This is a genomic window from Saccharopolyspora hirsuta, assembly GCF_008630535.1.
Classification (GTDB): domain Bacteria; phylum Actinomycetota; class Actinomycetes; order Mycobacteriales; family Pseudonocardiaceae; genus Saccharopolyspora; species Saccharopolyspora hirsuta.
The window spans coordinates 38,982-64,549 of record NZ_VWPH01000020.1 but is presented as its reverse complement, the minus strand read 5'-3'; the positions used below and the strand labels follow the sequence as shown (position 1 = coordinate 64,549).

At 70.8% G+C, this 25,568-nt stretch carries 20 protein-coding genes; 6 read left to right on the top strand and 14 right to left on the bottom strand.

Going from position 1 to position 25,568, the window contains the following annotated elements:
* Window positions 1-15: 15 nt before the first annotated feature.
* The gene (locus tag F1721_RS32430) at window positions 16-513 is read right to left on the bottom strand and encodes a DUF7144 family membrane protein (RefSeq protein WP_150070661.1); all 498 of its coding nucleotides are present in this window, start codon (window positions 511-513) and stop codon (window positions 16-18) included.
* A 104-nt stretch (window positions 514-617) separates the two neighbouring features.
* A complete protein-coding gene (locus tag F1721_RS32425; RefSeq protein ID WP_150070660.1) occupies window positions 618-1,817 on the bottom strand; it encodes a cation:proton antiporter in 1,200 nt (399 codons plus the stop codon).
* 189 nt (window positions 1,818-2,006) lie between these two features.
* Here F1721_RS32425 and F1721_RS32420 point away from each other — a divergent pair, with 189 nt between their 5' ends.
* Entirely contained in the window at window positions 2,007-2,876 is an 870-nt protein-coding gene (locus F1721_RS32420; RefSeq protein WP_150070659.1) for an IclR family transcriptional regulator domain-containing protein, read from the top strand.
* Here the strand turns inward: F1721_RS32420 and F1721_RS32415 are convergent.
* From F1721_RS32415 to F1721_RS32400, 4 genes are all read right to left on the bottom strand, one after another.
* Complete coding sequence (locus F1721_RS32415) at window positions 2,861-3,331, bottom strand: dehydroquinate synthase/iron-containing alcohol dehydrogenase family protein (protein WP_150070658.1); 471 nt, start codon at window positions 3,329-3,331, stop codon at window positions 2,861-2,863. The genes F1721_RS32420 and F1721_RS32415 overlap by 16 nt on opposite strands.
* A 53-nt stretch (window positions 3,332-3,384) precedes the next feature.
* A complete protein-coding gene (locus tag F1721_RS32410; protein ID WP_150070729.1) occupies window positions 3,385-4,890 on the bottom strand; it encodes a 4-hydroxyphenylacetate 3-hydroxylase family protein in 1,506 nt (501 codons plus the stop codon).
* Window positions 4,891-4,974: 84 nt separating this feature from the next.
* Window positions 4,975-5,526: a flavin reductase family protein gene (locus F1721_RS32405; protein ID WP_211840720.1), complete on the bottom strand. Its 552-nt coding sequence runs from the start codon at window positions 5,524-5,526 to the stop codon at window positions 4,975-4,977.
* 366 nt (window positions 5,527-5,892) lie between these two features.
* Window positions 5,893-6,642, bottom strand: a complete 750-nt coding sequence (locus F1721_RS32400; RefSeq protein ID WP_150070656.1) for a maleylpyruvate isomerase N-terminal domain-containing protein — start codon at window positions 6,640-6,642, stop codon at window positions 5,893-5,895.
* A gap of 326 nt (window positions 6,643-6,968) precedes the next feature.
* Here F1721_RS32400 and uvrA point away from each other — a divergent pair, with 326 nt between their 5' ends.
* From uvrA to F1721_RS32385, 3 genes are all read left to right on the top strand, one after another.
* The gene (uvrA, locus tag F1721_RS32395) at window positions 6,969-9,830 is read left to right on the top strand and encodes an excinuclease ABC subunit UvrA (protein WP_150070655.1); all 2,862 of its coding nucleotides are present in this window, start codon (window positions 6,969-6,971) and stop codon (window positions 9,828-9,830) included.
* A gap of 192 nt (window positions 9,831-10,022) precedes the next feature.
* Entirely contained in the window at window positions 10,023-11,477 is a 1,455-nt protein-coding gene (locus tag F1721_RS32390) for an alanine/glycine:cation symporter family protein (protein ID WP_150070654.1), read from the top strand.
* A gap of 70 nt (window positions 11,478-11,547) precedes the next feature.
* Window positions 11,548-11,739, top strand: coding sequence for an SRPBCC family protein (locus tag F1721_RS32385; RefSeq protein ID WP_211840719.1), 192 nt, complete (start codon window positions 11,548-11,550; stop codon window positions 11,737-11,739).
* A gap of 9 nt (window positions 11,740-11,748) precedes the next feature.
* Here the strand turns inward: F1721_RS32385 and F1721_RS32380 are convergent, their stop codons facing one another.
* The 5 genes from F1721_RS32380 to F1721_RS32360 form a co-directional block, all read right to left on the bottom strand.
* Complete coding sequence (locus F1721_RS32380; protein WP_150070653.1) at window positions 11,749-14,292, bottom strand: type 1 periplasmic-binding domain-containing protein; 2,544 nt, start codon at window positions 14,290-14,292, stop codon at window positions 11,749-11,751.
* A gap of 83 nt (window positions 14,293-14,375) precedes the next feature.
* Window positions 14,376-15,851, bottom strand: a complete 1,476-nt coding sequence (locus F1721_RS32375; protein WP_150070652.1) for a beta-N-acetylhexosaminidase — start codon at window positions 15,849-15,851, stop codon at window positions 14,376-14,378.
* A 136-nt stretch (window positions 15,852-15,987) separates the two neighbouring features.
* Window positions 15,988-16,839 carry a carbohydrate ABC transporter permease gene (locus F1721_RS32370; protein WP_150070651.1) on the bottom strand — a complete coding sequence of 284 codons (852 nt, stop codon included), beginning with the start codon at window positions 16,837-16,839 and terminating at the stop codon, window positions 15,988-15,990.
* Window positions 16,836-17,717: a carbohydrate ABC transporter permease gene (locus F1721_RS32365; RefSeq protein ID WP_150070650.1), complete on the bottom strand. Its 882-nt coding sequence runs from the start codon at window positions 17,715-17,717 to the stop codon at window positions 16,836-16,838. Before F1721_RS32365 ends, F1721_RS32370 begins: the two co-directional genes overlap by 4 nt.
* Complete coding sequence (locus tag F1721_RS32360; protein ID WP_150070649.1) at window positions 17,717-18,997, bottom strand: extracellular solute-binding protein; 1,281 nt, start codon at window positions 18,995-18,997, stop codon at window positions 17,717-17,719. The genes F1721_RS32365 and F1721_RS32360 overlap by 1 nt, the downstream gene beginning before the upstream one ends.
* Window positions 18,998-19,264: 267 nt before the next feature.
* Between F1721_RS32360 and F1721_RS32355 the strand changes: the two genes are divergently transcribed.
* On the top strand, window positions 19,265-20,578 hold the full coding sequence (locus tag F1721_RS32355; RefSeq protein WP_150070648.1) for a glycoside hydrolase family 5 protein: 1,314 nt from the start codon (window positions 19,265-19,267) through the stop codon (window positions 20,576-20,578).
* On the opposite strand, the gene F1721_RS32350 is transcribed toward F1721_RS32355, so the two are convergent.
* Window positions 20,555-21,757, bottom strand: a complete 1,203-nt coding sequence (locus F1721_RS32350; RefSeq protein WP_150070647.1) for a hypothetical protein — start codon at window positions 21,755-21,757, stop codon at window positions 20,555-20,557. The genes F1721_RS32355 and F1721_RS32350 overlap by 24 nt on opposite strands.
* Before the next feature lie 76 nt (window positions 21,758-21,833).
* On the opposite strand from F1721_RS32350, the gene F1721_RS32345 reads away from it, so the two are divergent.
* Window positions 21,834-22,562 carry a TetR/AcrR family transcriptional regulator gene (locus F1721_RS32345; protein WP_150070646.1) on the top strand — a complete coding sequence of 243 codons (729 nt, stop codon included), beginning with the start codon at window positions 21,834-21,836 and terminating at the stop codon, window positions 22,560-22,562.
* On the opposite strand, the gene F1721_RS32340 is transcribed toward F1721_RS32345, so the two are convergent.
* Window positions 22,563-23,723 (bottom strand): lactonase family protein, encoded by a 1,161-nt coding sequence (locus tag F1721_RS32340; protein ID WP_150070645.1) that lies wholly within the window; start codon window positions 23,721-23,723, stop codon window positions 22,563-22,565. It lies immediately after the preceding gene.
* A 121-nt stretch (window positions 23,724-23,844) separates the two neighbouring features.
* Complete coding sequence (locus tag F1721_RS32335) at window positions 23,845-25,566, bottom strand: amidohydrolase family protein (protein ID WP_211840718.1); 1,722 nt, start codon at window positions 25,564-25,566, stop codon at window positions 23,845-23,847.
* Window positions 25,567-25,568 lie beyond the last annotated feature (2 nt).

Below are 25,568 nucleotides of genomic sequence, written 5' to 3'. Positions count from 1 at the left end.
CGTTCCGCGCGGCGGTCAGGCCGCGGTGGGCCTGGACGGGACCACCAGCCCGTAGATCACCAGCACCGACAGCGCGATCACCAGCAGCGACCACAGCGGGAACGCGGCCAGGAAGGCCAGGTGCCCGATCGCGCCCAGCGCGGCCAGCACGATGCCGGTGGTGCGGGCCCACGTCTTGTCGTACATGCACCCCACCCCGGTGGCCACCTGCAGCACGCCCAGCACCAGCCAGATCACGCCCCACGCGGCGAAGTTGAAGACGAGCAGCTGACCAGCGCCGACGATGTAGTAGTCGGCGCGGAACATCGCGGTCAGCCCGTCGATGACGTTGAAGATCCCGACCAGCAGGATCAGCGAACCGGCGAACGCCGTCCACCCGGACAGCGCGGCGGTCTCCGGAGCGGACGTCATGGCCCACTGCTTCTGCTGCTCCGGTGCCTGCGCCTGCTGCTCGGCCTGCTGGGTCTCGCCCCGCTGCTGCTCGGATCCGGGGCCGGTCTGCGGACTGGACATCGTGCGCCCCCCTGCGAACTCGACGACTTCCGCTGCCAGCGTCGCGCGATCGGGCGAACGGCGCAGCCCGGACCGGTGCGGTTCCGCATGCCGGAAGCGCGGGTTCAGGGGAGTTCGGGAGCGCGGGGGTCCGGCGCCTCGGTGCGGACCAGGCGCAGCGCGATCAGCGGGAAGATCAGCACGCTGAGCATGCCCGCGCCGACCATCGCCGAGGCCGTGCTGGTCGGCAGCAGCCCGGCCTCGGTGCCGATGGTGGTGATCACCACGACCAGCGGCAGCGCCGCCGAGGCCAGCAGCGCCAGCGTCCAGCGCGGCCGGACCGGCAGGTCGCGGTGGTGCAGGCCGAGCACCGGCAGCCCGCGGATCACCAGGAACAGCACCAGGAACAGCGGCAGCAGGGCGATCGCGCTCGGCGTGGCCAGCAGCGCGTCCAGGTCGTAGCGCATCCCGCTGACCACGAAGAAGAACGGGATGAGCAGGCCGAAGCCGATCGCCTCGATCTTGCTCTCCACCACCGCGCCCTCCTCCGGATCACCGGCGTCCAGGAACAGGCGCACCACCAGGCCCGCCACGAACGCGCCGAGCAGCAGGTCCAGCCCCAAGCTCCCGGCGAGCCACAGCATGAACACCACGACGACCATGCACAGCCGCACCGCGAACTGGACGCTGGTGCCCAGCGTGGTGCGCACCAACCGGCTGATCCGCCCCGACCGGCGGTTCGCCGCCGCCCACAGCAGCCGCGCCGCCACCACGGCGAACGCCAGCAGGAACAGCACCGTGCGCGCCGGGTTCTGGTCGTTGACCACCAGCGCGACCGCGATGATCGGGCCGAACTCACCGGCCGCGCCCACGGCCAGCACCCGGGCGCCCAGCGGCGTCGGCAGCAGCCCGGCGTCGCGGACCATCGGCAGCGTGGTGCCCAGCGCGGTGGTGGTCAGCGCCAGGCCGATGATCAGCGACGAGAACGCCCACCCGTGCACCAGCGCGCCGAAGCCCAGGCCCAGCGCCAGCGAGATCAGCCAGCCGACGACGGCCAGCCGCATCGGCTTGCCGCGCACCTCGTCGATCTTGAGCTCGTACCCGGCCAGGAACATCAGCATCGCCAGGCCGAAGTCGGCGATGAAGCCCATCACGTCGTCCTCACCGGCCCAGCCGAGCACCTGCGGGCCGATCAGGATGCCGAGCAGGATCTCCAGCACCACCGAGGGAATCGCGACCCAGTGCTTGACGCGGTCGGTGATCAGCGGGGCGACCGCGGTGGCGGCCACGACGACGGCGAAGCTCGACAGCGTCGTCTGCGGCATCGGTCCTCCACCGGGTCAACCACCTGGGCCGCCCGGCAACCTAAGCCGCCCCACCCGCCGCCGCTGATCAACGTCACCCGGACGGGTGGTGTCGGCAGGGGGCGGGTGGGTGTCCGGTCTGCGGGCGAGGTACCGAACGGGTGTACGATATGCGGCAGATCTGGTCGCAATGCGGCAGGAGGAGGTGGCGTGGTCAAGCCCCCCGAGCGGCGGGACTACCTGCAGTCGCTGGAACGCGGCTTGTCGGTGATCCTCGCGTTCTCGCACAACAGCCCGCGGCTCAGCCTGGCGGACCTGAGCGCCGCCACCGGGCTGAGCCGGCCGACCGTGCGCCGGATCGTGCTCACGCTGGAGGAGCTCGGCTACGTCCGCTCCGAGGGGCGGCTGTTCTCGCTGACACCCCACGTGCTCGCGCTCGGCAACGCCTACCTGTCGTCGTTGAACCTGACCGAGGTGGCGCAGCCGTTCATGGAGGAGGTCACCCGGGAGACCGGGCAGACCTGCTCGCTGGCCGCGCTCGACGGCGAGGACGCGGTGTACCTCGCGCGGGTTCCGGCGCGGAAGGTCATGAGCATCACGCTCACCACGGGCACCCGGCTGCCCGCCTACGCGACCTCGATGGGGCGGGTGCTGCTCTCCGGTCTCCCGGAGTCGGAGCTGGAGGCGTTCCTGAACGCGGTGGAACTGCACCCCCTGACCGCGCACACGATCACCGATCGCGAACGCCTGCGGGAGGCCGTCGAACGCGCCCGGGAGCGCGGGTGGGCCGTGGTGGACCAGGAGTTCGAGGTCGGCGTCCGGTCCTTCTCCGCGCCGGTCAAGGACGCGACCGGGCACGTCATCGCCTCGCTGAGCATGTCGTGCTCGGCCCGCGACGTGGACCTCGACACCATCCACGCCGAGCACCTGCCGGTGCTGGTGCGGGCGGCGGCCCGGATCAGCGAGCAGCTGGGTGCGCAGATCGCCGCCGACGAGGAGCAGCGCCGCAGGGGCCGGGGCCGTGCCGAGGACGACCGGTTCCTGCAGGCCCACGCGGGCTTCTTTCACGCCCCGAGGTGAGCTGGTTCCCGGTGCGGCATCCGCGGTGAGCAGCAGAGCACCGCGGGCCGGGCCCTCGCGTCGGTACCGGTGGTCAGCCGACCGTGCTCGAAGAGCGACCACCTGTCGTCCAAATAGGACCGTTCCGGCGCCACCACCGCCGTTGGCACTGGGAGCACCCTGACGAGCGCCTTGGCCATCTCGTGCGCAGCGGCGCCGACGGACAGCACGCCGTCGGCGCCGCTGCTGCCCACGACGTCGGCCAGCGCGAAAACGGCTGCGGGCGTGGGGATTCCGCGCACCTCGTCGAAGACCGCGACCGCCCTCCCGCCGAGGAGCCCGAGCAGCGGTCCCAGCCCGGGCACGTCCGGCGCGCGGCACACGACCACGACCGCGTGCAAGCCGTGCCGGGACAGCTGGATCGGGAGGTCGGGCAGCGCGCACCAGCTGGGCGGCGCTGCGTGCTGCTCGGTCATGCGGGCCTCCTGCCCGAAGGGGTGCGGCCGGGCGGGCCCGGCCGCACCGGTCGTCAGCGGTGCAGGCTGACGTCGTCGGGGTTGATCAGGTCGGGTGCGGTCCAGCCGTCGAGGTCGTACTCGGCCATGCACTGCTCCGCGAAGCCCTTCATCGCGTCGGCGGTGCCGGAGTTCTGCGCGGCGAAGAGCATCTCGGCGCGCACGTTCTCGTGGTTGCCGGAGTAGTTGCGCTCGTAGAGCTCGTGGCGACCGCCGAACTCGGAGCCGAGGGAGTCCCAGATCAGCTTCATCAGCTTGACCCGCTCGACGGCGTCGTAGCCGTTGGAGCCGCGCACGTACTGGTCCAGGTAGGGCCGGATCTCCGGGGTCTTGAAGTCCTTGGCGTTGGAGTTGAGGTAGATCAGCGCCGCGCCGAGGTCCTTCTCGAAGATCTCCTTGATCTTCGGGTAGCCCTGGGTCATGAACCAGCGGTAGGCCAGGCCGTAGTCGAGCTTGGGCAGCAGCGCGTCGCCCTCCCACGCGTCGGGGTTGGCGGCCATCGCGTCGGTCAGGCCCCAGAACAGGTTGCGCCAGGCCAGGACCTCGCCGACCCGGGTCTGGATGCCGCGGAAGTCCTTGGTGCCGGTGGCCTCCACGCCCTTCATCAGCAGACCGGCCAGGAAGTCGAGCTTGACCGCCAGCCGGGTGCAGCCGTGGAAGGTGAACCTGTTCAGGAAGCCGGTCTTGGGGAAGAAGGTGCTGGCCTTGTCCGCGTCGCCGTAGATGAAGACGTTCTCCCACGGGATCTTCACCCGGTCCAGGATGAAGATCGTGTCGTTCTCGTCGAACCGGCTCGACAGCGGGTAGTCGAACGGGCTGCCCATCACGTCGGCCTGCATCGAGTAGGAGTGCCGGCAGATCAGCTTCATCCCCGGAGCGCCCATCGGCACCGTGCACACCAGCGCGAACTCCCGCTTCTTGATGGGCAGGCCGTAGTGCGCGATGAAGTTGTAGTGGGTGATCGCCGACCCGGTGGCCACCACCTTGGCGCCGGAGACGATCAGGCCGTCGTCGCGCTCCTCGTCGACGTGGATGAAGATGTCCTTGACCTCGTCGGGCTGGCGGTCGCGGTCCACCGGCGGGTTGATGATCGCGTGGTTCCAGTACAGGACCTTCTCCTGCGACTCGGCGTACCAGCGGCGCGCGTTGTCCCCGAACGGTTCGTAGAAGTCCGGGTTGGCGCCGAGCGTGGACAGGAACGAGGCCTTGTAGTCGGGGCTGCGGCCCATCCACCCGTAGGTCATGCGCGCCCACTCGGCGATCGCGTCCCGGTCGGCGACCAGGTCCTCGCGCGACCGCGGGGTCCGGAAGAACGGGTGCGTGAACCCGCCGCTGCCGGTGTCGGTCGGCACGGTCAGCACGCCCTGCTTGTCCGGGTCGTGCAGCGCGTCGTAGAGCCGCGCGGTCATCCGCACCGAGTTCCGGAACGCCGGGTGCGTGGTGACGTCGTCGACCTTGTCGCCGTAGAGCCACAGCTCCCGCCCGTCGCGGAGGCTCTCGACGTACTCGTCGCCGGTCATCGGTCGCTGCTCGGCGCCCGGTGCGATCACCGGGTTCGCCTGCTGGTCCTGTGCTGTCACTGCGACTTCTCCTCTGCTTTCCGATCAGTGCGCGGCTTCGGTGAGGCCGCCGATGAGGCGGCTGAGGCTCCCCGGGCAGTCGCCCGACTCCAGCCACGGGGCGGCCTCGAACGCCGGGCCGAGGTGGCGGAACTGGCCGCGGAAGAACACCAGCGGTGCGCCTCCGCCGTAGGTGAGCTCTTCGACGTGGCCGAGGTGCAGGACGTGGTCGCCGCCGTCGTAGGACGCCCACGGTCGGCACGAGAGGTGTGCGAGGCAGTCCGCGAGCCGGGGCGAGCCGTGCGCCGGTTCCGCCCACGGCACGGCGTCGGGCATCGGCCGCCCGGCGAAGTGCAGGGCGAGCGCGTCCTGCTGGGACCGCAGCACGTTCACGGTGAACGGCCGCCCGTCCAGGTACCGGGCCGCCTTGGACCGCCGGTCCAGCGAGACGAGGACCAGCGGCGGGTCGAGGGAGACCGCGCTGAAGGCGTTGACCGTCGCGCCGTGCGGGGATCCGTCGACGTCGCAGGTCACGACGGTGACCCCGGTCGTGAAGTGCCCCAGGCAGTTCCGCAGTTCTCGCGGGTCGATGTCCACGAACTCTCTCCCGTCCGCTATGCGTACATACTTGCCGCTATGCGGTTGACCGGTACTGTGACCCGGCGCACGGGGGCTGTCAACAAGAACACCCGGGGGAACGATCCAGAAGCTCATACGGGTTCTGTCTCAGTGCCGACGCAGCACTTATAAGCCCAGGTGGAAGAGTTGTTCGCCGATCTCCTCGCGGATTGCGCGGTCCGGACGCCCTTGTCCTCGCGCCGGGTAGTTGTCCGCTATGCGGACATCATGGGCGCGGCTGAGAGTCCACATCGGCGCGAGCAGAGCGCATGCGGCTTCGCCGGAGCCTGGACGCCCGGGCAGGACGGTGCGTCCCGGCGCGCGGGATGAGACCGACTTCGGGGGTCAGAGCCAGTCGGGGAGGTCCGGGGCGGTGCCGCGGAGGTCCTGGGCGTCGGTGCGGCCGAGGAGCCAGCCGAGCATCGGGCCCGGTTCGCCGTGCACGCGGCTCGGCGGGGCCGTCGTGCCGCGCAGGTCCCAGGTGCGGCGGTGGTCGCCGAAGTCGACCTCCACCGCCAGCGCCGGGACGTCCGGGCGGCCGCCGAACTGCTGGACGACGTCCTCCAGCAGCTGCTCGGCGTCGCGCGGCGGGATGTCGGCGAAGTCCACGTCGTGGTCCAGGTCGACCAGGTGCACCCACACCTCCAGCAGGCGCAGCCGCAGCATGTGGTGGGCGGGCATCGGGTCCCCGACGGCGTCCGCGATCTCGGCGGTCCACGCGTTCTCCGGCAGCTCCCGCGCGGAGTGCGCGAAGCGGTCGCAGGAGGCGGTCAGGTCCTCCAGCAGCAGCCGGTGGCTGTGCTGGGCGCCCTCGGCGATGGCCTCGTCCCGGTCGTCGCCGCTGGCGTACATCGCGTGCTCGATCCCGGTGCGCGCCCAGATCAGCAGGTTGGCGAACCCGTCGGCGTTGCGCGCCAGGTGGGAGATGACGTGCGCGCGGCTCCAGCCGGGCAGCAGGCTGGGCTGTCGCACCGAGACCTCGTCCAGGTCGCCGACCGTGCGCAGCAGCCGTTCGGTGGCGCGGTCCACCGCGGCCAGCTGGGTGGTGACCTCGCGCGCGAGCTGCGCGCCGGTGCCGAGGGTGGTGTCAGCCATGGTCCACCTCGCGGGGGAACGGGAGGGGTGCGCGGTGCGCGATGTGAGACACCGAGCCTAATTGCGCAGGCCACAAGGGCAACAGTGCCCATTCCGGGGGAATTTGCGTATCGTCGTGGGTGGCGGCGGCCCACCGCTTCGGATGTCACACGATCGGGTGTGGTTCGGGGGTCGCGCCGGGTGCGGGGCGCAGGCGATCCGGGACTGTCGGTGGCCCCGAATAGCATGGACGACGCGACGTCGCGACCTGCCGATGACCGGGTTCTCGCACCCGGCCCGCAGCGGCGCGCGTCGGCCCCAACGCCAGAACTTCCGAAGGGATCACTGTGGCTGACCGCCTCGTCGTCCGCGGCGCCCGTGAGCACAACCTGCGCGGGATCGACCTCGATCTGCCCCGGGACAGCCTGATCGTGTTCACCGGGCTGTCCGGCTCCGGCAAGTCGAGCCTGGCCTTCGACACCATCTTCGCCGAGGGGCAGCGCCGCTACGTCGAGTCGCTGTCCGCCTACGCCCGGCAGTTCCTCGGCCAGATGGACAAGCCCGACGTGGACTTCATCGAGGGCCTGTCCCCGGCGGTGTCGATCGACCAGAAGTCCACCAGCCGCAACCCGCGGTCCACGGTGGGCACCATCACCGAGGTCTACGACTACCTGCGCCTGCTCTACGCGCGGGCGGGCAAGCCGCACTGCCCGACCTGCGGGGAGGCGATCAGCAAGCAGACCCCGCAGCAGATCGTCGACCAGGTGCTGGAGATGCCCGAGCGGGCCAAGTTCCAGGTGCTGGCGCCGGTGGTGCGCGGCCGCAAGGGCGAGTACGTCGACCTGTTCGAGCAGCTGCAGTCGCAGGGCTACGCGCGCGCCCGCGTCGACGGCGTGGTGCACCCGCTGGACGCGCCGCCGAAGCTCAAGAAGCAGGAGAAGCACGACATCGCGGTGGTCGTGGACCGGCTCACCGTGAAGGCCGGCGCCAAGCAGCGGCTGACCGACTCGGTGGAGACCGCGCTGCGGCTGGCCGACGGCCTGGTGCTGATCGAGTTCATCGACCTCGACGAGGACGACCCGAACCGGGAGCGCAAGTTCTCCGAGAACCTGGCCTGCCCGAACGGCCACCCGCTGGGCGTCGACGAGCTGGAGCCGCGGTCGTTCTCGTTCAACTCGCCCTACGGCGCGTGCCCGGAGTGCGCGGGGCTGGGCATCCGCAAGGAAGTCGACCCCGAGCTGGTGGTGCCCGACGAGGACCTCTCGCTGGCCGAGGGCGCGATCGCCCCGTGGGCCGGTGGGCACACCGCCGAGTACTTCACCCGGCTGCTCACCTCGCTGTCGGAGTCCATCGGGTTCCGGATGGACACCCCGTGGCGGCAGCTGTCCACCAAGGTCAAGAAGGCGGTGCTGCACGGCAGCAACGACCAGGTGCACGTCCGGTACAAGAACCGCTACGGGCGCACCCGCTCCTACTACGCCAACTACGAGGGCGTCATCCCGTTCCTGGAGCGGCGGCTGGAGCAGACCGAGTCCGACTACGCCCGCGAGAAGTACGAGGGCTACATGCGGGACGTGCCGTGCCCGGCCTGCGACGGCACCCGCCTCAAGCCCGAGATCCTGGCCGTGACGATGGCCAACGAAGACGTCGGCGAGCTGTCCATCGCCGAGGTCAGCGCGCTGAGCGTGCGGGAGTGCTCGACGTTCCTCAACGGCCTGGTGCTCGGGCCGCGCGAGCAGATGATCGCCGGTGCGGTGCTCAAGGAGGTGCAGGCGCGGTTGGGCTTCCTGCTCGACGTGGGCCTGGACTACCTGTCGCTGGACCGCGCCGCCGGGACGCTGTCCGGTGGTGAGGCGCAGCGCATCCGGCTGGCCACCCAGATCGGCTCGGGCCTGGTCGGCGTGCTCTACGTGCTGGACGAGCCGTCCATCGGCCTGCACCAGCGGGACAACCACCGGTTGCTGGAGACGCTGAGCAGGCTGCGGGACCTGGGCAACACGCTGATCGTCGTGGAGCACGACGAGGACACCGTGCGCAGCGCGGACTGGGTGGTCGACATCGGCCCCGGCGCCGGTGAGCACGGCGGCCAGGTGGTGCACAGCGGCACGTACAAGAAGCTGCTGGACAACAAGAAGTCGCTGACCGGCGACTACCTGTCCCGCCGCAAGCAGATCCCGGTGCCGGAGCTGCGCCGCCCCCGCGACCGCAAGCGCCAGCTGACCGTGGTCGGCGCCCGCGAGCACAACCTGCGCAAGATCGACGTGTCGTTCCCGCTGGGCTGCCTGGTGGCGGTCACCGGGGTGTCCGGGTCGGGCAAGTCCACCCTGGTCAACGACATCCTCGCCTCGGTGCTGGCGAACAAGCTCAACGGCGCCCGCCAGGTGCCCGGCAGGCACACCCGGGTCAAGGGCCTGGAGCACGTGGACAAGCTGGTGCAGGTCGACCAGTCGCCGATCGGCCGCACCCCGCGGTCGAACCCGGCCACCTACACCGGTGTGTTCGACCACATCCGCAAGCTGTTCGCGGCGACCACCGAGGCGAAGGTGCGCGGCTACCAGCCGGGCCGGTTCTCCTTCAACATCAAGGGCGGCCGGTGCGAGGCGTGCGCGGGCGACGGCACGCTGAAGATCGAGATGAACTTCCTGCCCGACGTGTACGTGCCGTGCGAGGTGTGCAAGGGCGCCCGGTACAACCGGGAGACCCTGGAGGTGCACTACAAGGGCAAGACCATCTCCGAGGTCCTGGACATGCCGATCGAGGAGGCCGCGGCGTTCTTCGAGCCGATCAACGCCATCCACCGGCACCTCAAGACGCTGGTGGACGTCGGGCTGGGCTACGTGCGGCTGGGCCAGCCCGCGCCGACGCTGTCCGGTGGTGAGGCGCAGCGCGTGAAGCTGGCCAGCGAGCTGCAGAAGCGCTCCACCGGCAAGACGGTCTACATCCTCGACGAGCCGACCACCGGGTTGCACTTCGAGGACATCCGCAAGCTGCTCGGCGTGATCAACGGCCTGGTGGACAAGGGCAACACGGTGATCGTGATCGAGCACAACCTGGACGTGATCAAGACCGCGGACTGGGTGCTGGACATGGGGCCGGAGGGCGGTTCCGGCGGCGGCACCCTGGTGGCCGAGGGCACCCCGGAGGACCTCGCCGCCATCGACGAAAGTCACACCGGCCGGTTCCTGGCGCCGGTGCTGGCGGAGAGCTGAGCTGCGAGGACGGGGCCCGCGCCGGTCGGCGCGGGCCCGTTTTGTAACCTTTCCGCCACGGCACCGACCTCTGCGCCCACCATTCGGACAGACTGTGCCGACCGGACGAAGCGGTGATCTTTCGGCGGGCGCGCCCACCCGATGCGCGCGGGAACGCCGATGCTCCGCGACACCCCTGCGGAAAGGTTCCACGTGGAAGCGCTCAACGACGCGATCGTCGCGCTGAACGACACGTTCTGGCTCTACCTGATCATCCCGGTGCTGGCCGTGCTGAGCCTGTACTTCACGGTCCGCTCCGGTGCGGTGCAGATCCGGATGATCCCGGAGATGGTCCGCGCGATGGTCGGCAAGGCCGAGACCGCGGAGGACGGCAAGAAGGCGATCTCGTCGTTCCAGGCGTTCGCGATCTCCGCGGCGGCCCGGATCGGCACCGGCAACATCGCCGGTGTGGCCACCGCGATCGCGCTGGGCGGGCCCGGCGCGGTGTTCTGGATGTGGATGATGGGCCTGGTCGTCGGTGCGGCCAGCTTCGTCGAGTCCACCCTGGCCCAGCTGTACAAGGTGCGGGACAAGGCCGGTTTCCGCGGCGGCCCCGCCTACTACATGCTGCACGGCCTGCGCGCCCGGTGGATGGGCGTGATCTTCGCGGTGGTCATCACGATCACCTTCGGCTTCGTGTTCAACGCGGTGCAGAGCAACACCATCGTCGGCGCGGTCATGACCTCGGTGGAGGCGACCGGCGCGACCGGCACCGGCTGGCTGGAGCCGGTGCTCGGCCTGGCCCTGGTGGCGCTGACCGCGGCGGTCATCTTCGGCGGGGTGCGGCGCATCGCGCACGTCGCGCAGCTGCTGGTGCCGTTCATGGCCGGGCTGTACATGGTCCTGGGCCTGGTCATCGTGGTGCTCAACATCGACGCGCTGCCCGGCGTGGTCGGCCAGATCTTCGCCAACGCCTTCGGCTTCGAGGAGATCGCCGCCGGTGGTCTGGGCGCGGCGATCGTGCAGGGCGTGCGGCGCGGCATGTTCTCCAACGAGGCCGGTCTCGGTTCGGCCCCGAACGCCGGTGCCACCGCCTCGGTGAGCCACCCGGTCAAGCAGGGCCTGGTGCAGACCCTCGGCGTCTACGTCGACACCCTGCTGGTGTGCTCCACCACGGCGTTCATCGTGCTGCTGTCCAACCCGACCTACGGCGAGAACCGCGGCCCGACGATGACCCAGGAAGCGCTGCAGTTCAACCTGGGCAACTGGTCGCTGCACCTGCTGACGCTGATCATCCTGCTGGTCGCGTTCACCTCGGTGCTGGGCAACTACTTCTACGGCGAGTCCAACGTCGGCTTCCTCACCCAGAACCGCGCGGTGCTGACCGGCTACCGGTGGATCGTGCTGGTGGTGACCTTCCTGGGCGCGATCGGCTCCTCGGACCTGGTGTGGAACCTGGCGGACACCACGATGGGCATCATGGCGCTGGTCAACCTGGCGGCGATCGCCCCGCTCAGCGCGGTCGCCTTCAAGCTCCTCCGCGACTACAACGAGCAGCGCAAGCAGGGCCTGGACCCGGTCTTCACCCGGGACCGCATCCCGGAGCTGACCGGCGTGGAGTGCTGGGACCCGAAGACCCCGGAGCCGGAGAAGGCCCCGGCGAGCTGATCCCCGCCGAGCTGCGGGCGGGACGCCCACCACGGGGGACCCGTCCGCGGCGAGGATCGCCTGGCGGCACGTGCTGCCCGCCCGCTGGCGCTACGAGCTGGAGCCGGAGGGCGACTCGGCGACCAGGGTCACCGAGACCTTCGACTACGCGGCGATGTCGCCCGAGCTCGTCGCCCGGACCGGTCTGCCGAAGCAGGACCTCCGGTCGGTCGAAGCCACCCTGCGGCGGCTGGAGTCCCACGTCGAGGACGGCCGGAGCTGAGCAGCCGGTCTACGGCGGGCACCGGCCGATCTGCTCGCGGGGGTCTCCGCAGTACATCAGGACCTGGGTGTTGCTCTTGCGCGCCGGGTCGTCCGGGGCGGTGCCGACCACGCGCATCACCGAGATCGCCTTGCGGTGCGGGACCTGCTGGAGCTGGCCGGTCGGGGAGCGGAAGTCGAGGTGGCCGCTGATCGCCCCGATGCCGCCCGGGTTCTGTCCGAGCTGGACGATGCCGTACCAGACTGCCTGGCCGTTGAGCTGCGTTCCGCCCGGGTCCTGCCCCTCCAAGGTCCGCTTCACCGCTTGCCGGACCAGGCCGACCGCGTCGTAGGCGAGCATCCCGCGCCCCGTCACACCGTCGGCCTCGCCCCGCACGCGGTGCCCGGTGAAGTCGACGTAGTCCAGCGCGAAGCCGACCGGCAGGTCGTTGTCGAACAGGTACTTCGTCGTGTCGTCACCGGCCATGATGCGCGGCATGCTGCCGGGGACGGTGCACGTTTCCTGCACCGTGGTGCGGAAGGCGCCGAACTTGTCCGCGCGCCCGGCGAAGAACACCAGCGAATCGGGCGAGCAGTGCAGGTTCTCGGCGGAGACGGTGTCCGCCAGCTGCACCGCGATCCCCGGTTGGGCCTCGATGTCCTCGGCCAGGTTCCTGCTGTAGAGGTCCGCTTCCGGCGAGTAGACGGTGACCCGGTCGACGCCCAGGTTGCGGATGTGCTGGGCGATGATCTCGGCCTGCCAGCTGTTCGTCGGCCCCACCTGGTAGTAGAGCCTGCTCAGGCTGGGGAGCTCGTCGGCCGACGGCACCGTCGCCACCATGCTCAGCCCGTTGCCGCCGAGCGTCCTGATCGCCTCCTTGGTCCCCTCCCAGCTGCCGCCGAGCCCGACCACCGACACGACGGGCGGGTTCTCGGCCAGCGCCCGCTCGTCGGCGGGGTTCTCCGGCACCGACTGCGCGGCGTACTCGACGATGTGCTCGGCCACCTCGGCGGCGTGCCCCATCCGGGCTCCGCCGTTGGCGATGACGATCCGGATCGCGGCCTGGTTGTTGCGGCGCGAGAACTCCTGGGCCTTCGCCAGCCCCTCCAGCTCCGCCGCGACACCGTCCAAGGTCGTGGAGTCGGCGTCCACCCCGGTGAGGGTGCTGAAGTAGACGATGGTGATGTGCGGGAGCTCGGTCTTCTTCGCCGCCTCCTCGTTCTGCGCGTTGATCGCTTCCTGGGCTTCGTCGAGCCGAGCGCGCAGGCCCGCGTCGGTGACACCGCTGGAGAACCGGTAGTCGGCGTCGGCGATCCCGACGCATTCGCCGTCGGCCGTCCACAGGTCGCTGTTGGTCCACGGCCAGAGGCTGCGGCCGCAGTGGTACTCGTACTGCTGGTAGTAGGCGGCACCGCCGCCGATGAGCAGCAGCACGCCGAGGGCGATCGGGACGCGGCGCAGCATCTTGGAGTGCTTGAGCGGCAGGCTCGTCTGGCCGAGGGACACGCCGGGTTCGTCGTCGGTGACGGGCGGTTCGTCGGCGACCCGCAGCGTCACGTACCAGGCGGTGTTCGAGCGCTTGCGGCGCGCTTCCTGCAGCGTTTCGTGCCAGGTCTCCAGCGTGACCGGTGCGCTGGGCGTTTCGCTGTCGGCCAGCGGTTCGGCGCCGCTGCCGATCACCAGCAGCGGGTCCGGGACGCCGGTCTCGTTGCGGACGTCGTTGATCAGCCGCACCAGCATCTTGCCGACGCTCTCGTCGCGGAGGTTGCGCAGCAGGAGCACCGGGTAGCAGTCCTTCGGCACCCACTTCCAGCGCCACAGCCGCCGGTTGTAGGAGTCCGCGAGGTCGGCGAGGAACGCGTGCACCAGCAGCTTGCGGACCTGCTTGGCGTTCTCCCAGCGCGACGGGGTGGTGATCAGGCGCTGGGCGAAGCTGGGGAAGTCCGCCGACTCGTTGGGCGAGAGGTAGCGCTGCCGCATGAACCAGCGGGCGACGCGCCCCTTGCGCACCCACCAGCCGTAGTAGACCGGGAAGAACACCAGCGACAGCAGGTACAGGTACCAGGGCAGGTTCTGCGCGGCCAGCTCCCAGCCCTGGGCCTCCAGCTGCTCCTCCTGCTGGGTGCGCCGCGGTCGGCGGCTGCTGAGGTACTCGCGCAGCAGGTGTCGGATGTCGGAGTGCGGTGCGCGGGCCAGGTTCGTCGGTGGCAGGTTCTTCTTGAGCAGCCAGCTCAGCAGCGCGTAGCGGCGGAAGCGCAGGCGGCCGATCCGCGGCCACGAGTCGGCGTCGCGCAGCCCCAGCGCGGCGCGGTCCAGCAGCTTGCGGATCTGCACCGACTTGCCGCGCTGGGAATCGGCCGGGGCGCCGCCGACGTCGAGCACCACGTGCGGCACCACCGAGCCGAGGTGGTCGGACAGCTGGTCCACCAGCCTGCCCGGGTCGTTCTCGCGCAGCAGGTGGACCACCGGCTGGTCCGGGATCTTCTCCACGCGGCTGCGCCGGACCCACCGCCGACCGAGGCGGGAGGGGAGCCGGGCGACCGGAATCCCTTGGCCCGCGGTCGCTTCCGTCATGCGCACCCCCGTCGTCGAATGATCACCAGCGACGGTACAGCCGAGGTGTGACGCAGCGCACCGGTTTCGCCGGATCTGCCCGATCAGCGGGGGCGGCCGGGCACCCCGGGGCGGGTCTGCCAGGGGTGCGGGCCGCCCAGCGGGCGGTACTCGACGCCGCAGGCGTCCAGCCGGGGGAGGTGGTGGTCGACCAGCCTGCGCTGGAAGTCGGCGAGGTCGTGCTGCTGGCTCCAGGCCACCTCGGCGAACGCCGACAGGCGCGGGAACGCCGCGTAGTCCAGGCGGCGCGGGGTGTCCAGGTGCTCGCTCCACACCTGCGCCTGGACGCCGAGCACGTCCGGTCGCGGCTGGTAGCCGTAGACCTTCTCCAGCGTGGTCAGGAAGCCCACCGGGATCGGTTCGTCGGGGTGGTCGGCCTGGCGGTGGTCGAAGTAGAAGTGGCTCTCCGGGCACAGGACCACGTCGTGGCCGCGCTCGGCGGCGCGCACCGCGGCCTGCTCGTCGCGCCACGCCGCGATGATGGTCCCGGCGGGCAGCGGGTCCGCCGCGTCCAGGATCTCGTCCCAGCCGGAGGCGCGGCGGCCGCGCGCGTGGACGTGCTCGATGAGCTCGCGCAGGAAGGCGCCGTGCTCCGGGGTGATGCCGGGGACCTCGTCGCCGCCGACGCAGATCACCGGGGACGGGAACACCTCCATCACGTGGTCGAGGACCGCGCGGTAGAAGTCCGCGGTCGCCGGATCGGTGTTGAGGATGTCGCTGCTGACGCCCCAGGAGTCCCAGACCTCGGGGCGCTGCCCGGTGCCCAGCTCCGGGTAGGCGGCGATGGCGGCCTGGCTGTGGCCGGGCACGTCGATCTCCGGCACCACCGTGACGTGGTGGCGGGCCGCGTGGGCGACGATCTCGCGCAGGTCGTCGGCGGTGTAGAAGCCGCCGTGCGGCCGGGAGTCGAACTCCGGCTCCGGGCCGCGGCCGACCATCGACCGCTTCCGCCACGCGCCGACCCGGGTGAGCTCCGGGAACCGCGGCACCTCGAACCGCCAGCCCTGGTCGTCGGTCAGGTGCAGGTGCAGCACGTTGAGCTTGTGCATCGCCAGCAGCTCGACGAACCGCAGCACCTCCCGCTTGGGCAGGAAGTGGCGCGCCACGTCGAGGTGGCAGCCGCGCCAGGAGAACCGCGGCCGGTCCTCGACCTGCCCGCACGGCAGCACGAACCGCCCGTAGTGGATCAGCGCGGACCGGTACGCCGACGGGTCCAGCAGCTGCCGCAGCGTCTGCGCGGCGTGGTGCGCGCCTGCCGCGTCGTGCGCGACGACCTCGACGCCGTCCGGGCGGACCTGCGCGCGGTAGCCGCCCGGCACCGATCCGGCCGGGTCGACGCGGAACTCGACGGTCGGCCGCTCGGCGTCGGCCAGCGGCAGCCCGGTCGCCGCCCCGACGTGGCGGCGGAACCAGTCGGCGGTGGTGGGTTCCCCGCCGACGGTGGTGTTCTCGTCCAGCTCCAGCACCCCGGCCGCGGGCCGGACCAGCACCGGGCGCGGCAGCAGCGAGTCCCAGGTCATGCGCGTTCCGCCTCTCCGCGATTCGCAGTGGTGGTTGCGTTCGGCGCGAACTTGCGTGCGGGGGTTTCTCGTGGCCGGTTCGCGTCACGTTCCCCTGAGGTGCGGTTGCGCAGGGCTGGGGTTGGCACGAGGCTGCTCATCCCTTCACCGCCCCGGCCAGCCCGGACACCAGCTTGCGCTGGACCAGCACGAAGAAGATGAGCACCGGGATCGTCATCAGCGTCGAACCCGCCATGATGGCACCCCAATCGTTGCCCTCGGGCTTGAAGAACACCAGGATCGCCATCGGCAGCGTCTGGTTCTCCGTGGCCGAGATGATGAACGTCTTGGCGAACAGGAAGTCGTTCCAGGCGTGGATGAACGACAGCACGCTGATGGCCACCAGACCCGGTGCCACCAGCGGGAAGAGCACCTGCCAGACGAACCGGGCGCGGCTGGCGCCGTCCAGGGTGGCGGCCTCCTCCAGCTCGTCGGGGACCGCGGCCACGAACCCGCGCAGCATCCAGATGGTCAGCGGCAGGCTGAACGCCAGGTGCACCAGCACCAGCGATCCCAGGTGGTTGAGGCCGAACGCCGGGGCCACCCCGCCGACCTCGCGCATCAGGAAGAACAGCGGGATGGTCAGCGCCTCCACCGGGACCATCTGCGCCACCAGGATCATCAGCAGCAGCACGGTGCGGCCGCGGAACCGGAAGCGGGTCAGCGCGACCGCCGCCAGGAACGACATGACCAGCGACAGCAGCACCACCGCCCCGGCCACCAGCAGGCTGTTCAGGAAGTAGCCGCCGAGACCGTCCACAGTGAACACCCGGCGGAAGCCGTCCAGGGTGGGCGCGGAGGTCCACGGCCGCGGATCGGTGGACAGCAGCTCGCGCTCCGGCTTGAACGCCGAGAGCACCATCCAGTACAGCGGGAACGCCACCGCGGCGGCGATCAGCACCGCCACCGCGTTGGCGATCCGGCGCGGCAACCGCTTCGACGAGTTCATGCGATCGCCCCGTCCTTCCGCTGCGCCCGCAGGTAGGTCAGCGTGATCAGCATGAGCAGCACGGTCATCACCACGCCGATGGCCGAGCCGAGCCCGTAGTTCGACCCGGCGAACGCCTCCTGGTAGGCGTAGACGTTGAGCACCATGTTCTGCCCGGCGACCCCGCCGCCGTTGGTCATCACGTAGATCTGGGTGAAGATCTTGAAGTCCCAGATGATCGACTGGATGGTGGCGATCACCAGCACCGGCTTGAGCATCGGCAGCAGCACGCTGCGCGCCGTCCGCCACGTCGACGCCCCGTCCAGCGCCGCGGCCTCCACCACCTCGCCGGGGATCCCGCTGAGCCCGGCGTAGGTGGTGACCAGCACGAACGGGAACGAGCACCAGATCACCTCGGCGGCCACCAGGCCGAAGGCGACGTACTTGTCGTAGGTCCAGGAGAACCCGGCCGCGTCGTCCACGCCGAGCCCGGTGAGCACCTCGTTGACCAGGCCGAAGTCCTGGTCGAACAGGAACAGCCAGACCGTCGACCCGGCCATCGCAGGGGTGGCCCAGGCGCCGATCGCGGCCAGGAACAGCAGCAGCCGCGGCACCCGGCCGATCCTGGTGGCCAGCACCGCCAGCGCGATGCCGACCGCCAGGCTGCCCACCACGCACACCGCGGCGAACAGGCAGGTCTGGCCCAGGATCGTCCAGAACTGCGGATCGCCCAGCAGCGACAGGTAGTTGCCCGCGCCCAGGAACTCCAGCGCGGCGCCGCCGGAGGCCTGCGCCTGCCCGTACTCGTAGAGGGAGATCTGCACCAGCTGGTAGAGCGGGTAGCCCATCATCACGACGAGCAGCAGCCCGGCCGGTGCCAGGTAGAGCAGTGCGCCCATCAGCGGCCTTCGAAGACGTCGTTCATCCGGGCGGCCGCGTCGTCGGTGGCCCGCTCGACGGGGGTGCCGTTGACGACCTGCTGGACCATGGTGGGCAGCACGCCCTGCGCGTCGATCTTCGACCAGCCCGCGGTGGTCGGCACGAACCGGGTACCGGCCTGCAGGGTCTGCACGAACGGCGCCACGGCGGGGTCGTCGGCGGCGAGCTCCTGCTGCACGTCGGTGTACGTCGGCAGGTTGCCCATCGCCTCGTACATCTTGCGCTGGTACTCCTTGCCCGCCAGCAGCTGCACGAACTCCTTGGCCAGCGTGGCGCGCTTGGAGGACTTGAGCACGCCGAGCATGTTGCCGCCGGCGAAGGCCGGGGCGACCGATCCGGCCGTCGGGCCGGGCAGCGGGACCACGGCGTACTTGCCCGCGGCCTCACCGGCGTCCACCGCGGCGCGGTTGAAGTCGCCGCCGACGGTCATCGCCGCCTTGCCGGAGGCGAAGGCCTGCACGGCCTGGCTGCCGGTCATGTCCGCGCACTGCTCGCGCGGGCACGCGCCGCCGCTGATCAGCGACGAGTAGGTGGCCACGCCCTCGCGGGCGGCGGGTTCGTCCACAGTGGACACCCACTGGTCGCCGTCGCGGCGGGCGAGGTCGCCACCGGCCGCCCAGATGAACGGCATCAGCGCGTAGTGGTACTTGCCGCCGATGGAGATGCCGTAGAGGTCGGGCCGGGCCTGGCGGATCCGCTGCGCGGTGTCGACCAGCTCGGCGGTGGTGCGCGGCGGCTGCAGGCCCAGCTCGGCGAAGACGTCGGTGCGGTAGTACAGCGCCCGGACGCCGGTGTACCAGGGCATCCCGTAGACCTTGCCGTCGACCTTCGCGGTCTCCAGCACCGATTCGTTCAGGTCGGCGGCTTCCGGCCCGAGCTGGCCGGTCAGGTCGGCCAGCCCGCCCGCGGCGACGTACCCGGCCAGGTCGGTGTTGCCGTACTCGGCGACGTCGGGGGCGCTGGCCGGGTCGTTGAACGCGCCGGTGAACCGCTGCGAGCGGGTGTCCACGGGGATGTACTGCACGTCGACCTCGACGCCCTGGTGCTCGGCCTCGAAGCGGGCCACCGCTTCGTCCACGGTGGCCTGCTTGGGGCCGCGGCTCGCCTCGTCGAACAGCCAGACCCGCAGGGTGCCGGTGCGTTCGTCCTCGGCGGGCGCGTCCTGCTGGACCTGCGGCGGTCCGCAGGCGGCGAGCAACGCGCCGATGGCGGTGATGGTGATGGCTTTCCAGGCGCGCATGGCAGTCTCCGTTGCACTGTCTGCAATTCCCGTTTTGCGCTGAGCAATCGGATGCTATGGATCACGCCCCGGAAAGGCAAGGTCTGAACCAATCTTCGCGCGGTCTGGATCGTGTCGCTGCTGGTCGGCGATCACCGGGAGCTCCGGGTTCGACGTGGTGAACAGCGGCAAAAGTGGTGAATTCCCAGATGTTTCCAGCGCGGTGATCCCTGCGAGGATGAAAGTCCCGCCGCCGATCCGCGATTCGTCCGAACCGAGGGAGCGCGCATGATCGCCGGGGTGCTCACCACCGTCCTCGCCGCCGCACTGGTGCAACCGCTGCCGCCCGCCGCACCGGATCTGGCCGCGACGTGGGCCGGGCCGCTGCACACCGAGGGGCGCTACGTCGTCGACGCCAACGGCGCCCGCTTCAAGCTGAAATCCGGGAACTGGCACGGCGCCAGCGGCACCTACGACGGCAGCGGGGACGTCGACGACCCCGCCAACCACCACGCGGGGGAGAACAGCAGCGGCATCCCGCTGGGCCTGGACCGGGCGTCGATGGACGAGATCCTGGACAGCTTCGCCGAACTCGGGCTCAACAGCATCCGGCTGCCCTTCGCCAACGACATGATCCGCGACGAGGCGATCGTGCCGGACCGGGCGGTGGCCGCGAACCCGCAGCTGCGCGGCAAGACCCGCCTGCAGATCTACGACGCCGCGGTGTCCGCGCTCACCGACCGCGGTTTCGCCGTCATCCTGAACAACCACACCAACACCACCCGCTGGTGCTGCGGGATCGACGGCAACGAGCGCTGGAACAGCAGCCAGAGCGACCAGCAGTGGGAGGAGGACTGGCTTTTCATGGCCGGTCGCTACCGGGACAACCCGCGCGTGGTCGGCGCCGACCTCTACAACGAGGTGCGGCGCGACGTCTTCGACGACCCGAACTGGGGTCTGGGCGATGAGCACGACTGGTTCGCCGCCTCGCAGCGCGCCGGGAACCGGATCCTCACCGAGGCCAACCCGAACCTGCTGATCATCGTCGAGGGCATCAACTGGGTCGGCCTCCCGGTCGACGGCCTCCCGCACGGCCGCCCCACGCTGGAACCGGTCCGCACCCTGTCGCACACGCTGGCCGAACCCGGGAAGCTGGTGTACTCGGCGCACTTCTACGGCTACACCGGCCCGAACCACTCCGGCGCGACCGGGGTGGGGGAGACCAGCGACCCGCGCTACCAGGACCTCTCCCGCGAGGAGCTGCAGGAGGTGCTGCGGCGCCAGGCGTTCTTCGTGACCGAGGACGGCAAGCCCTACACCGCGCCGCTGTGGATCAGCGAGTTCGGCGTGGGCGGCCGCGAGGAGCAGGACCCGAAGGCGCGGGCCTGGTTCGAGAACTTCGTGGACTTCCTCATCGCCAACGACACCGACTTCGCCTACTGGCCCCTGGTCGGCTGGCACGAGAACCGCACCGGAAACGGCTGGGCGCTGACCCACTGGGACAGCGCTGGCAACCGCATGTTCCTCGACGACGGCGACGACTGGCGCGCCGACGCCTGGCACCGCCTGGTGGGCGGCTCAGCCCGCGAGGTCGGCGGGTAGCAGCTGCTCGGTGAGCAGTCGGCGCACCCGCGCGTCGCGGTCCGGGGCGGCCAGCCACCGGTCGAGCAGCCGCCAGCCGTGGAAGTAGCCGAGCACGTACGCGGACATGCCACCGGCCCGGAGGGTGCTCAGGACCGCGCCGGTCTCGGCCTCGGGGACCAGCGCCCACCTGGTGAGGTAGGCGCTGATCTCCGCGTCCGGGCGACCTTCGTCGGCGAGGAACGCGGCATTGCCCCACGCGCCGAACAGCGCGTTCTGCGCGCGGTGGATCGCCGCGAAATCGCTGCCGTCCGGGGCGATGCCCTGCTCGGCGAGGACGTTGTCCCGCAGCCAGGCCTGGGCTCGGCCGTCGGGGAAGGCGATGTCCTGCGCGTGCAGCCCGAGCCCCTCGCTGATCACGAACGACGGCGACAGCATGAACCGGACCTGCTGGTCCAGGAAGCCGAGCTCGCCGACCAGCCGGAGGTCCTTGAGCATCGATTCGGCGATGTGGCCCGGGTGGCCCTCGTGCGCGACGACGTAGAGCAGGTCGGCCAGGTTGAACGGCAGGTCGGTGTTGAGGTGGATCGTCGAGCGCAGGTCGCCGTCGTAGGCCCCGGCCGCCCGGAAGTTCACCCCGGAGACCAGCTCGCACCTGGTCACCTCGTCGGCGGGCAGCGGCACGATCTCGTTGGTGCGCCGACGGGTTTCGGCGACGGCGCGGTCCACCAGCCCTGGTATCCGGTCCACCTGGTCCGGCGGCAGGGTGTGGAACGCCTGCCAGGCCCGGAGCCGCTCCAGCAAGCTCCCGGCGCCTTTCGGCAGCGCGCGGTCCAGCAGGTCGTGCGCCTCCTCGAACACCTCCGTCGGCAGCACTTCCGCCGTCACGCCCAAGCATTCGCCCGCGTAGACCGACAGCGGCAGCTGTTCGCCGTTCAGCTGCCGGGCAACCACCCGCATGGCCCGCACCTGGGCGGCGAGGTAGCGGGCGCGCTCGGCCGGGAACGGCAGGGTGTCCAGCAGCGCGTCGGCGTCGTCGACCAGCTTCCCGGCCGCCGCCGGTTCTTCGCCCGCGACCTCGGCCCGCCACTCCGGCGGCCCGCTGAAGATGACCACGGTGCCCGTCGCGCTCCCCAGCACCAGCTTGTCGATGCGCAGCGCCAGGAGCGCGTACTGGTGCACCCATTCGTCCGGCGTCATCAGATCCTCCTCGGTCCGTCGATCTGCGGCCGAAGTTAGCTGTACGGTTTTCCGTACGCCGTAAGGGAGGAGCGACATGGGCGACGAACGACCACCGGCGATCTGGCTCGCCGAGCAACGTCCCCGCAGGCCCCGCCTGACCGCGGAGCGGATCGCGCGCGCCGCGGTCGCGGTGCTGGACGCCGAGGGCGCTTCGGGTCTGTCCATGCGGCGCCTCGCGGCCCGGCTGGGCGTCAGCGCGATGTCGCTGTACGAGTACGTGAACAGCAAGGAGGACGTGCTCGACCTGGCCGTGGACGAGGCGTTCGCGGAGGTCGAGCTCGCCGCGGCCGACGGCGTGCCCTGGCGCGAGGCGCTCGCGCAGCAGCTCCGCCAGGGCCGGGACGTCATGAGGCGCCACCCGTGGTTGCCCGCCGTGATGTCCACCCGTGCGCTGCTCGGGCCGAACTCGCTGGCGCTCTCCGAGCGGTTCTACGCGATCCTGACCGCAGCCGGGTTGGACGGTCCGCGCCTCACCGCCGTCGTCGGTGCGCTGACCTACTACGTCCAGGGCTACGCCGCGATGGAGAACTTCTGGCGCGAGGTGCACCGGGACCCGGCCCGCGAAGCCGAGCTGCGCGCTGCGGCCCAGCAGTACCTCGAGAGTCGGCGGGCGGACTACCCGACGCTGGCGCGGCAGGCGGACCTCGTCGGCACCGACGACTTCGACGAGTCCTTCGAGCTCGGCCTGGGCACGGTCCTCGACGGGATCGAGGCGCAGCTGCGGAGCGGGGGAGGGCATCGCCGCCGACGCCCTCCCCGGTGATCAGCCGTGGAAGGTGATGGCTGCGACCGACGGGCACTCGTAGACGTCCTCGGTGGGGGTGAGGGCGCCGGAGTTCGGGTCGCGGGTCAGGCGGGTGATCGTGCCGGAGCGCTGGTTGGCCACGTACAGCGAGGTCTGCTCCGGGTCCAGCGCGAAGTGGCGGGGCCAGTCGCCGGTCGGCGCGGTGCCCCGGAACTCCAGGCCCTCCCCGGTGATGGCGAAGGTGGCGATGTTGTTGTCGCCGCGGTTGGAGGCGTAGGCGAACTTGGCGTCGCGGGTGATCGCGATCTCCGCCGGGAAGTTCTCGCCGCTCGCGTCGGGTTCCCGGGTGCCGATGACCTGGCCGGGGGTGAACCGCCCGGCGTCGAGGTCCCAGTCCAGCACGGTGATCTCGGACTTCAGCTCCGCCAGCAGGTAGGCGCGCTCGTAGTTGAACGCCAGGTGCCGCGGGCCGGTCCCGGCGGGCAGTTCGAGGTGCTGGTGCTGGGTGAGCTTGCCGGTGGCGGTGTCGAAGGCGTACACGAACACCGCGTCGGCGCCGAGGTCCACCGCCACCACCCACTGCTTGCTCGGGTCGACCAGGACCTGGTGGGCGTGCGGCTCGGCGCCGGGGTGCTTGACCAGGTCGGTGTTCTCGCCGATGGTGCCGTCGGCGTTGCGGCGGTGCACCGCGACCGTGCCGTCGGTGTAGTGGGCGGTGAAGATGAACTCGCCGCTCGGGTGCGCGGAGATGTGCGTGGGGCCCGCGCCGCCGCTGGGCTGGCTGCCCAGGACCACCGGGTGGTGCTGGGAGAGGTCCACGGCGGTGATGGTGCCGTTCGGCACGATCTCGTTGGTGACGTAGAGGTACTTGTGGTCCGGCGACCAGGCGAAGAACGACGCGTCGGGCACCCCGTCGACCACCCCGGACGGTTCGAGGGCGCCCGCGTCGTTGCGGGTGGCCACCTCCAGGCCGCGACCGGCCGGGCTCGCCGAGGTGTAGCTGCCGATCAGCGTCATCAGCCCAGCGGCGTGGTGCATCGCCGGGGCGGGCTGGGGCGCCGCGGACGAGGTGGTCGCGCACGCGGTGCTGGTGGTGGCGACCACCCCGGCCGCGCCGGCGAGGCCGAGCGCGCCCGCGGCGGTGAGGAACCGGCGACGCGGCATTGCGTTGTCCCGCACGATGTTCTCCCTGCTCGGTGGATGATCGCGGGACAGTCTGCCGCATGCGCGGCCAGTGGACTAGACCAAAAAGCCTTAAACCTTCCTCAAGCCCCCGGGCTTCCCGTATTTCCCGGCGGCGCTACGGCAGCGGGGCGGCGCGCCTCGCGGGTTCGGCCGGTGGTGCCACCCCGACGCCGGGGCTGCCGCCGCAGGGACCGGACATGCTCCAGTCCGGGTCGACGTCGCCGCACGCACCAGCGGACTTCTGCGCCTGCACCATGTCGGCCACGTCGGCGAGCAGCCGCTTGGCGTCGTAGACGACGCCGTTGCGGATCGTCCACTGCACACCGCCGGTGCGGGTGATGTCCCCGGTCTCCGGGTTCAGCCGCGGAGTTCCCGTGCCGTAGAGGGTTTTCAGGTCCTGCAGCGGGTTCTCGCCGGTGATCGCCAGGTCGGCGATGAAACCCTCCTCGACCGCGCCGTACTCCGGCGCTGCACCGGTGGGTTCGGCGATGGTGCGCGCGGTTGCCGAGCTCATCGCCTCGATCGCCTCCAGCGCCGACAACCCCGCTTCGCGCAGCATCTCCAGCTCGTTGATGTTGGCGAACCCGTAGAGGTTGTAGATGAACCCCGGATCGGTGCCGCCCGCGATGCGCCCGCCCATCTCCTTGTAGTCGTGGATCAGCTGCAGGTACTGCACGTAGAAGCGCTTCCAGCTCGCCTCGTCCTCGGAATTCCAGTCGTAGTAGAACGAGCCGTGCGCCTCCGGGCTGGGTTCCCAGAAGTTCCACAGCGTCGGCAGCGCGAACCGCGGGTGCCACTCCAGACCGCGCGCCCGCAGCAGGTCGCGCCCGGCGAGGTAGACGCCGAAGGTGGGGCCGAACGTCACGCCGTTGTCCAGCTGCCGCGACAGGTACGAGCGCCACTGCGGGGAACCGGGTGGGAAGGTGTGGTCGATGACCTGCGCGACCGCGCGCCACCGCGACGCCTCGTTGGAGTAGTCGTAGTCCGGCGGTTTCGGGTGCTCGCGGCCCTCTTTCAGCAGCGCCTCGAAGTGGCCGTAGAAGTGGGTGACGGTGCCCAGCCCGAGCTGACCGGTCTCCAGCGCGTTGAGCTGCGGGTAGATCGGCGGCGAGTGGTGCATGGTGGTGCCCAGCCCGGACTGCTGGGCGGCCCGGATCGCGGCCTCGATCTCCGGGCGGCCGTAGGGCCCCTCGCCGAAGAACTTGATGCCGTCCACGCCGTTGCGGGCCGCCCACGCCACCCACCGGCGGGCCTTCTCCGGCGAGTCGACCGGGCCGTCCTCCCAACCGCTGCCCGGGGTCTGGTAGTTGACGATGCGCGGCGCCACGATCTCGTTGCGCTCGCTGCGCTCCTTGTCCGCGACCGCATCGGCGTTCTGGGCCAGCGACACCCCGCGCACGGTGGTGACGCCGTGGCCCAGCCACAGCTTGTAGGCGTAGGTCCGCGGGGTGCTGCCGGTCCCGGTGTGCGCGTGCTCGTCCACCAGGCCCGGCATCATCCACATGCCGGTCGCGTCGATCTCGTGCTCGGCGTCGTGCGGCGGCCGACCGGCGGGCAGCACCCGGGACGGCTCACCAGCGGGGATGATCTGGTCGATGCGGTTGCCGCGGACCACCACGTCGACCGGTCCGCGCACCTCGCCGTCCGCGCCGACGATCAGGTTGACGCCGCGGATCACCAGCTTCCGGAACGGACCCGCGCCCTCGTCCGGGCCGCGCGGTGGGGTGGGCGAATCCGCCGGTACCACGGGGTTCGCACCGGCCAGCCCCGGTGCGAACCCCGCCAAACCCGCGGCGGCTCCAGCCGACAGAAGCAACGACCGTCTGCTCAGGTCCATTC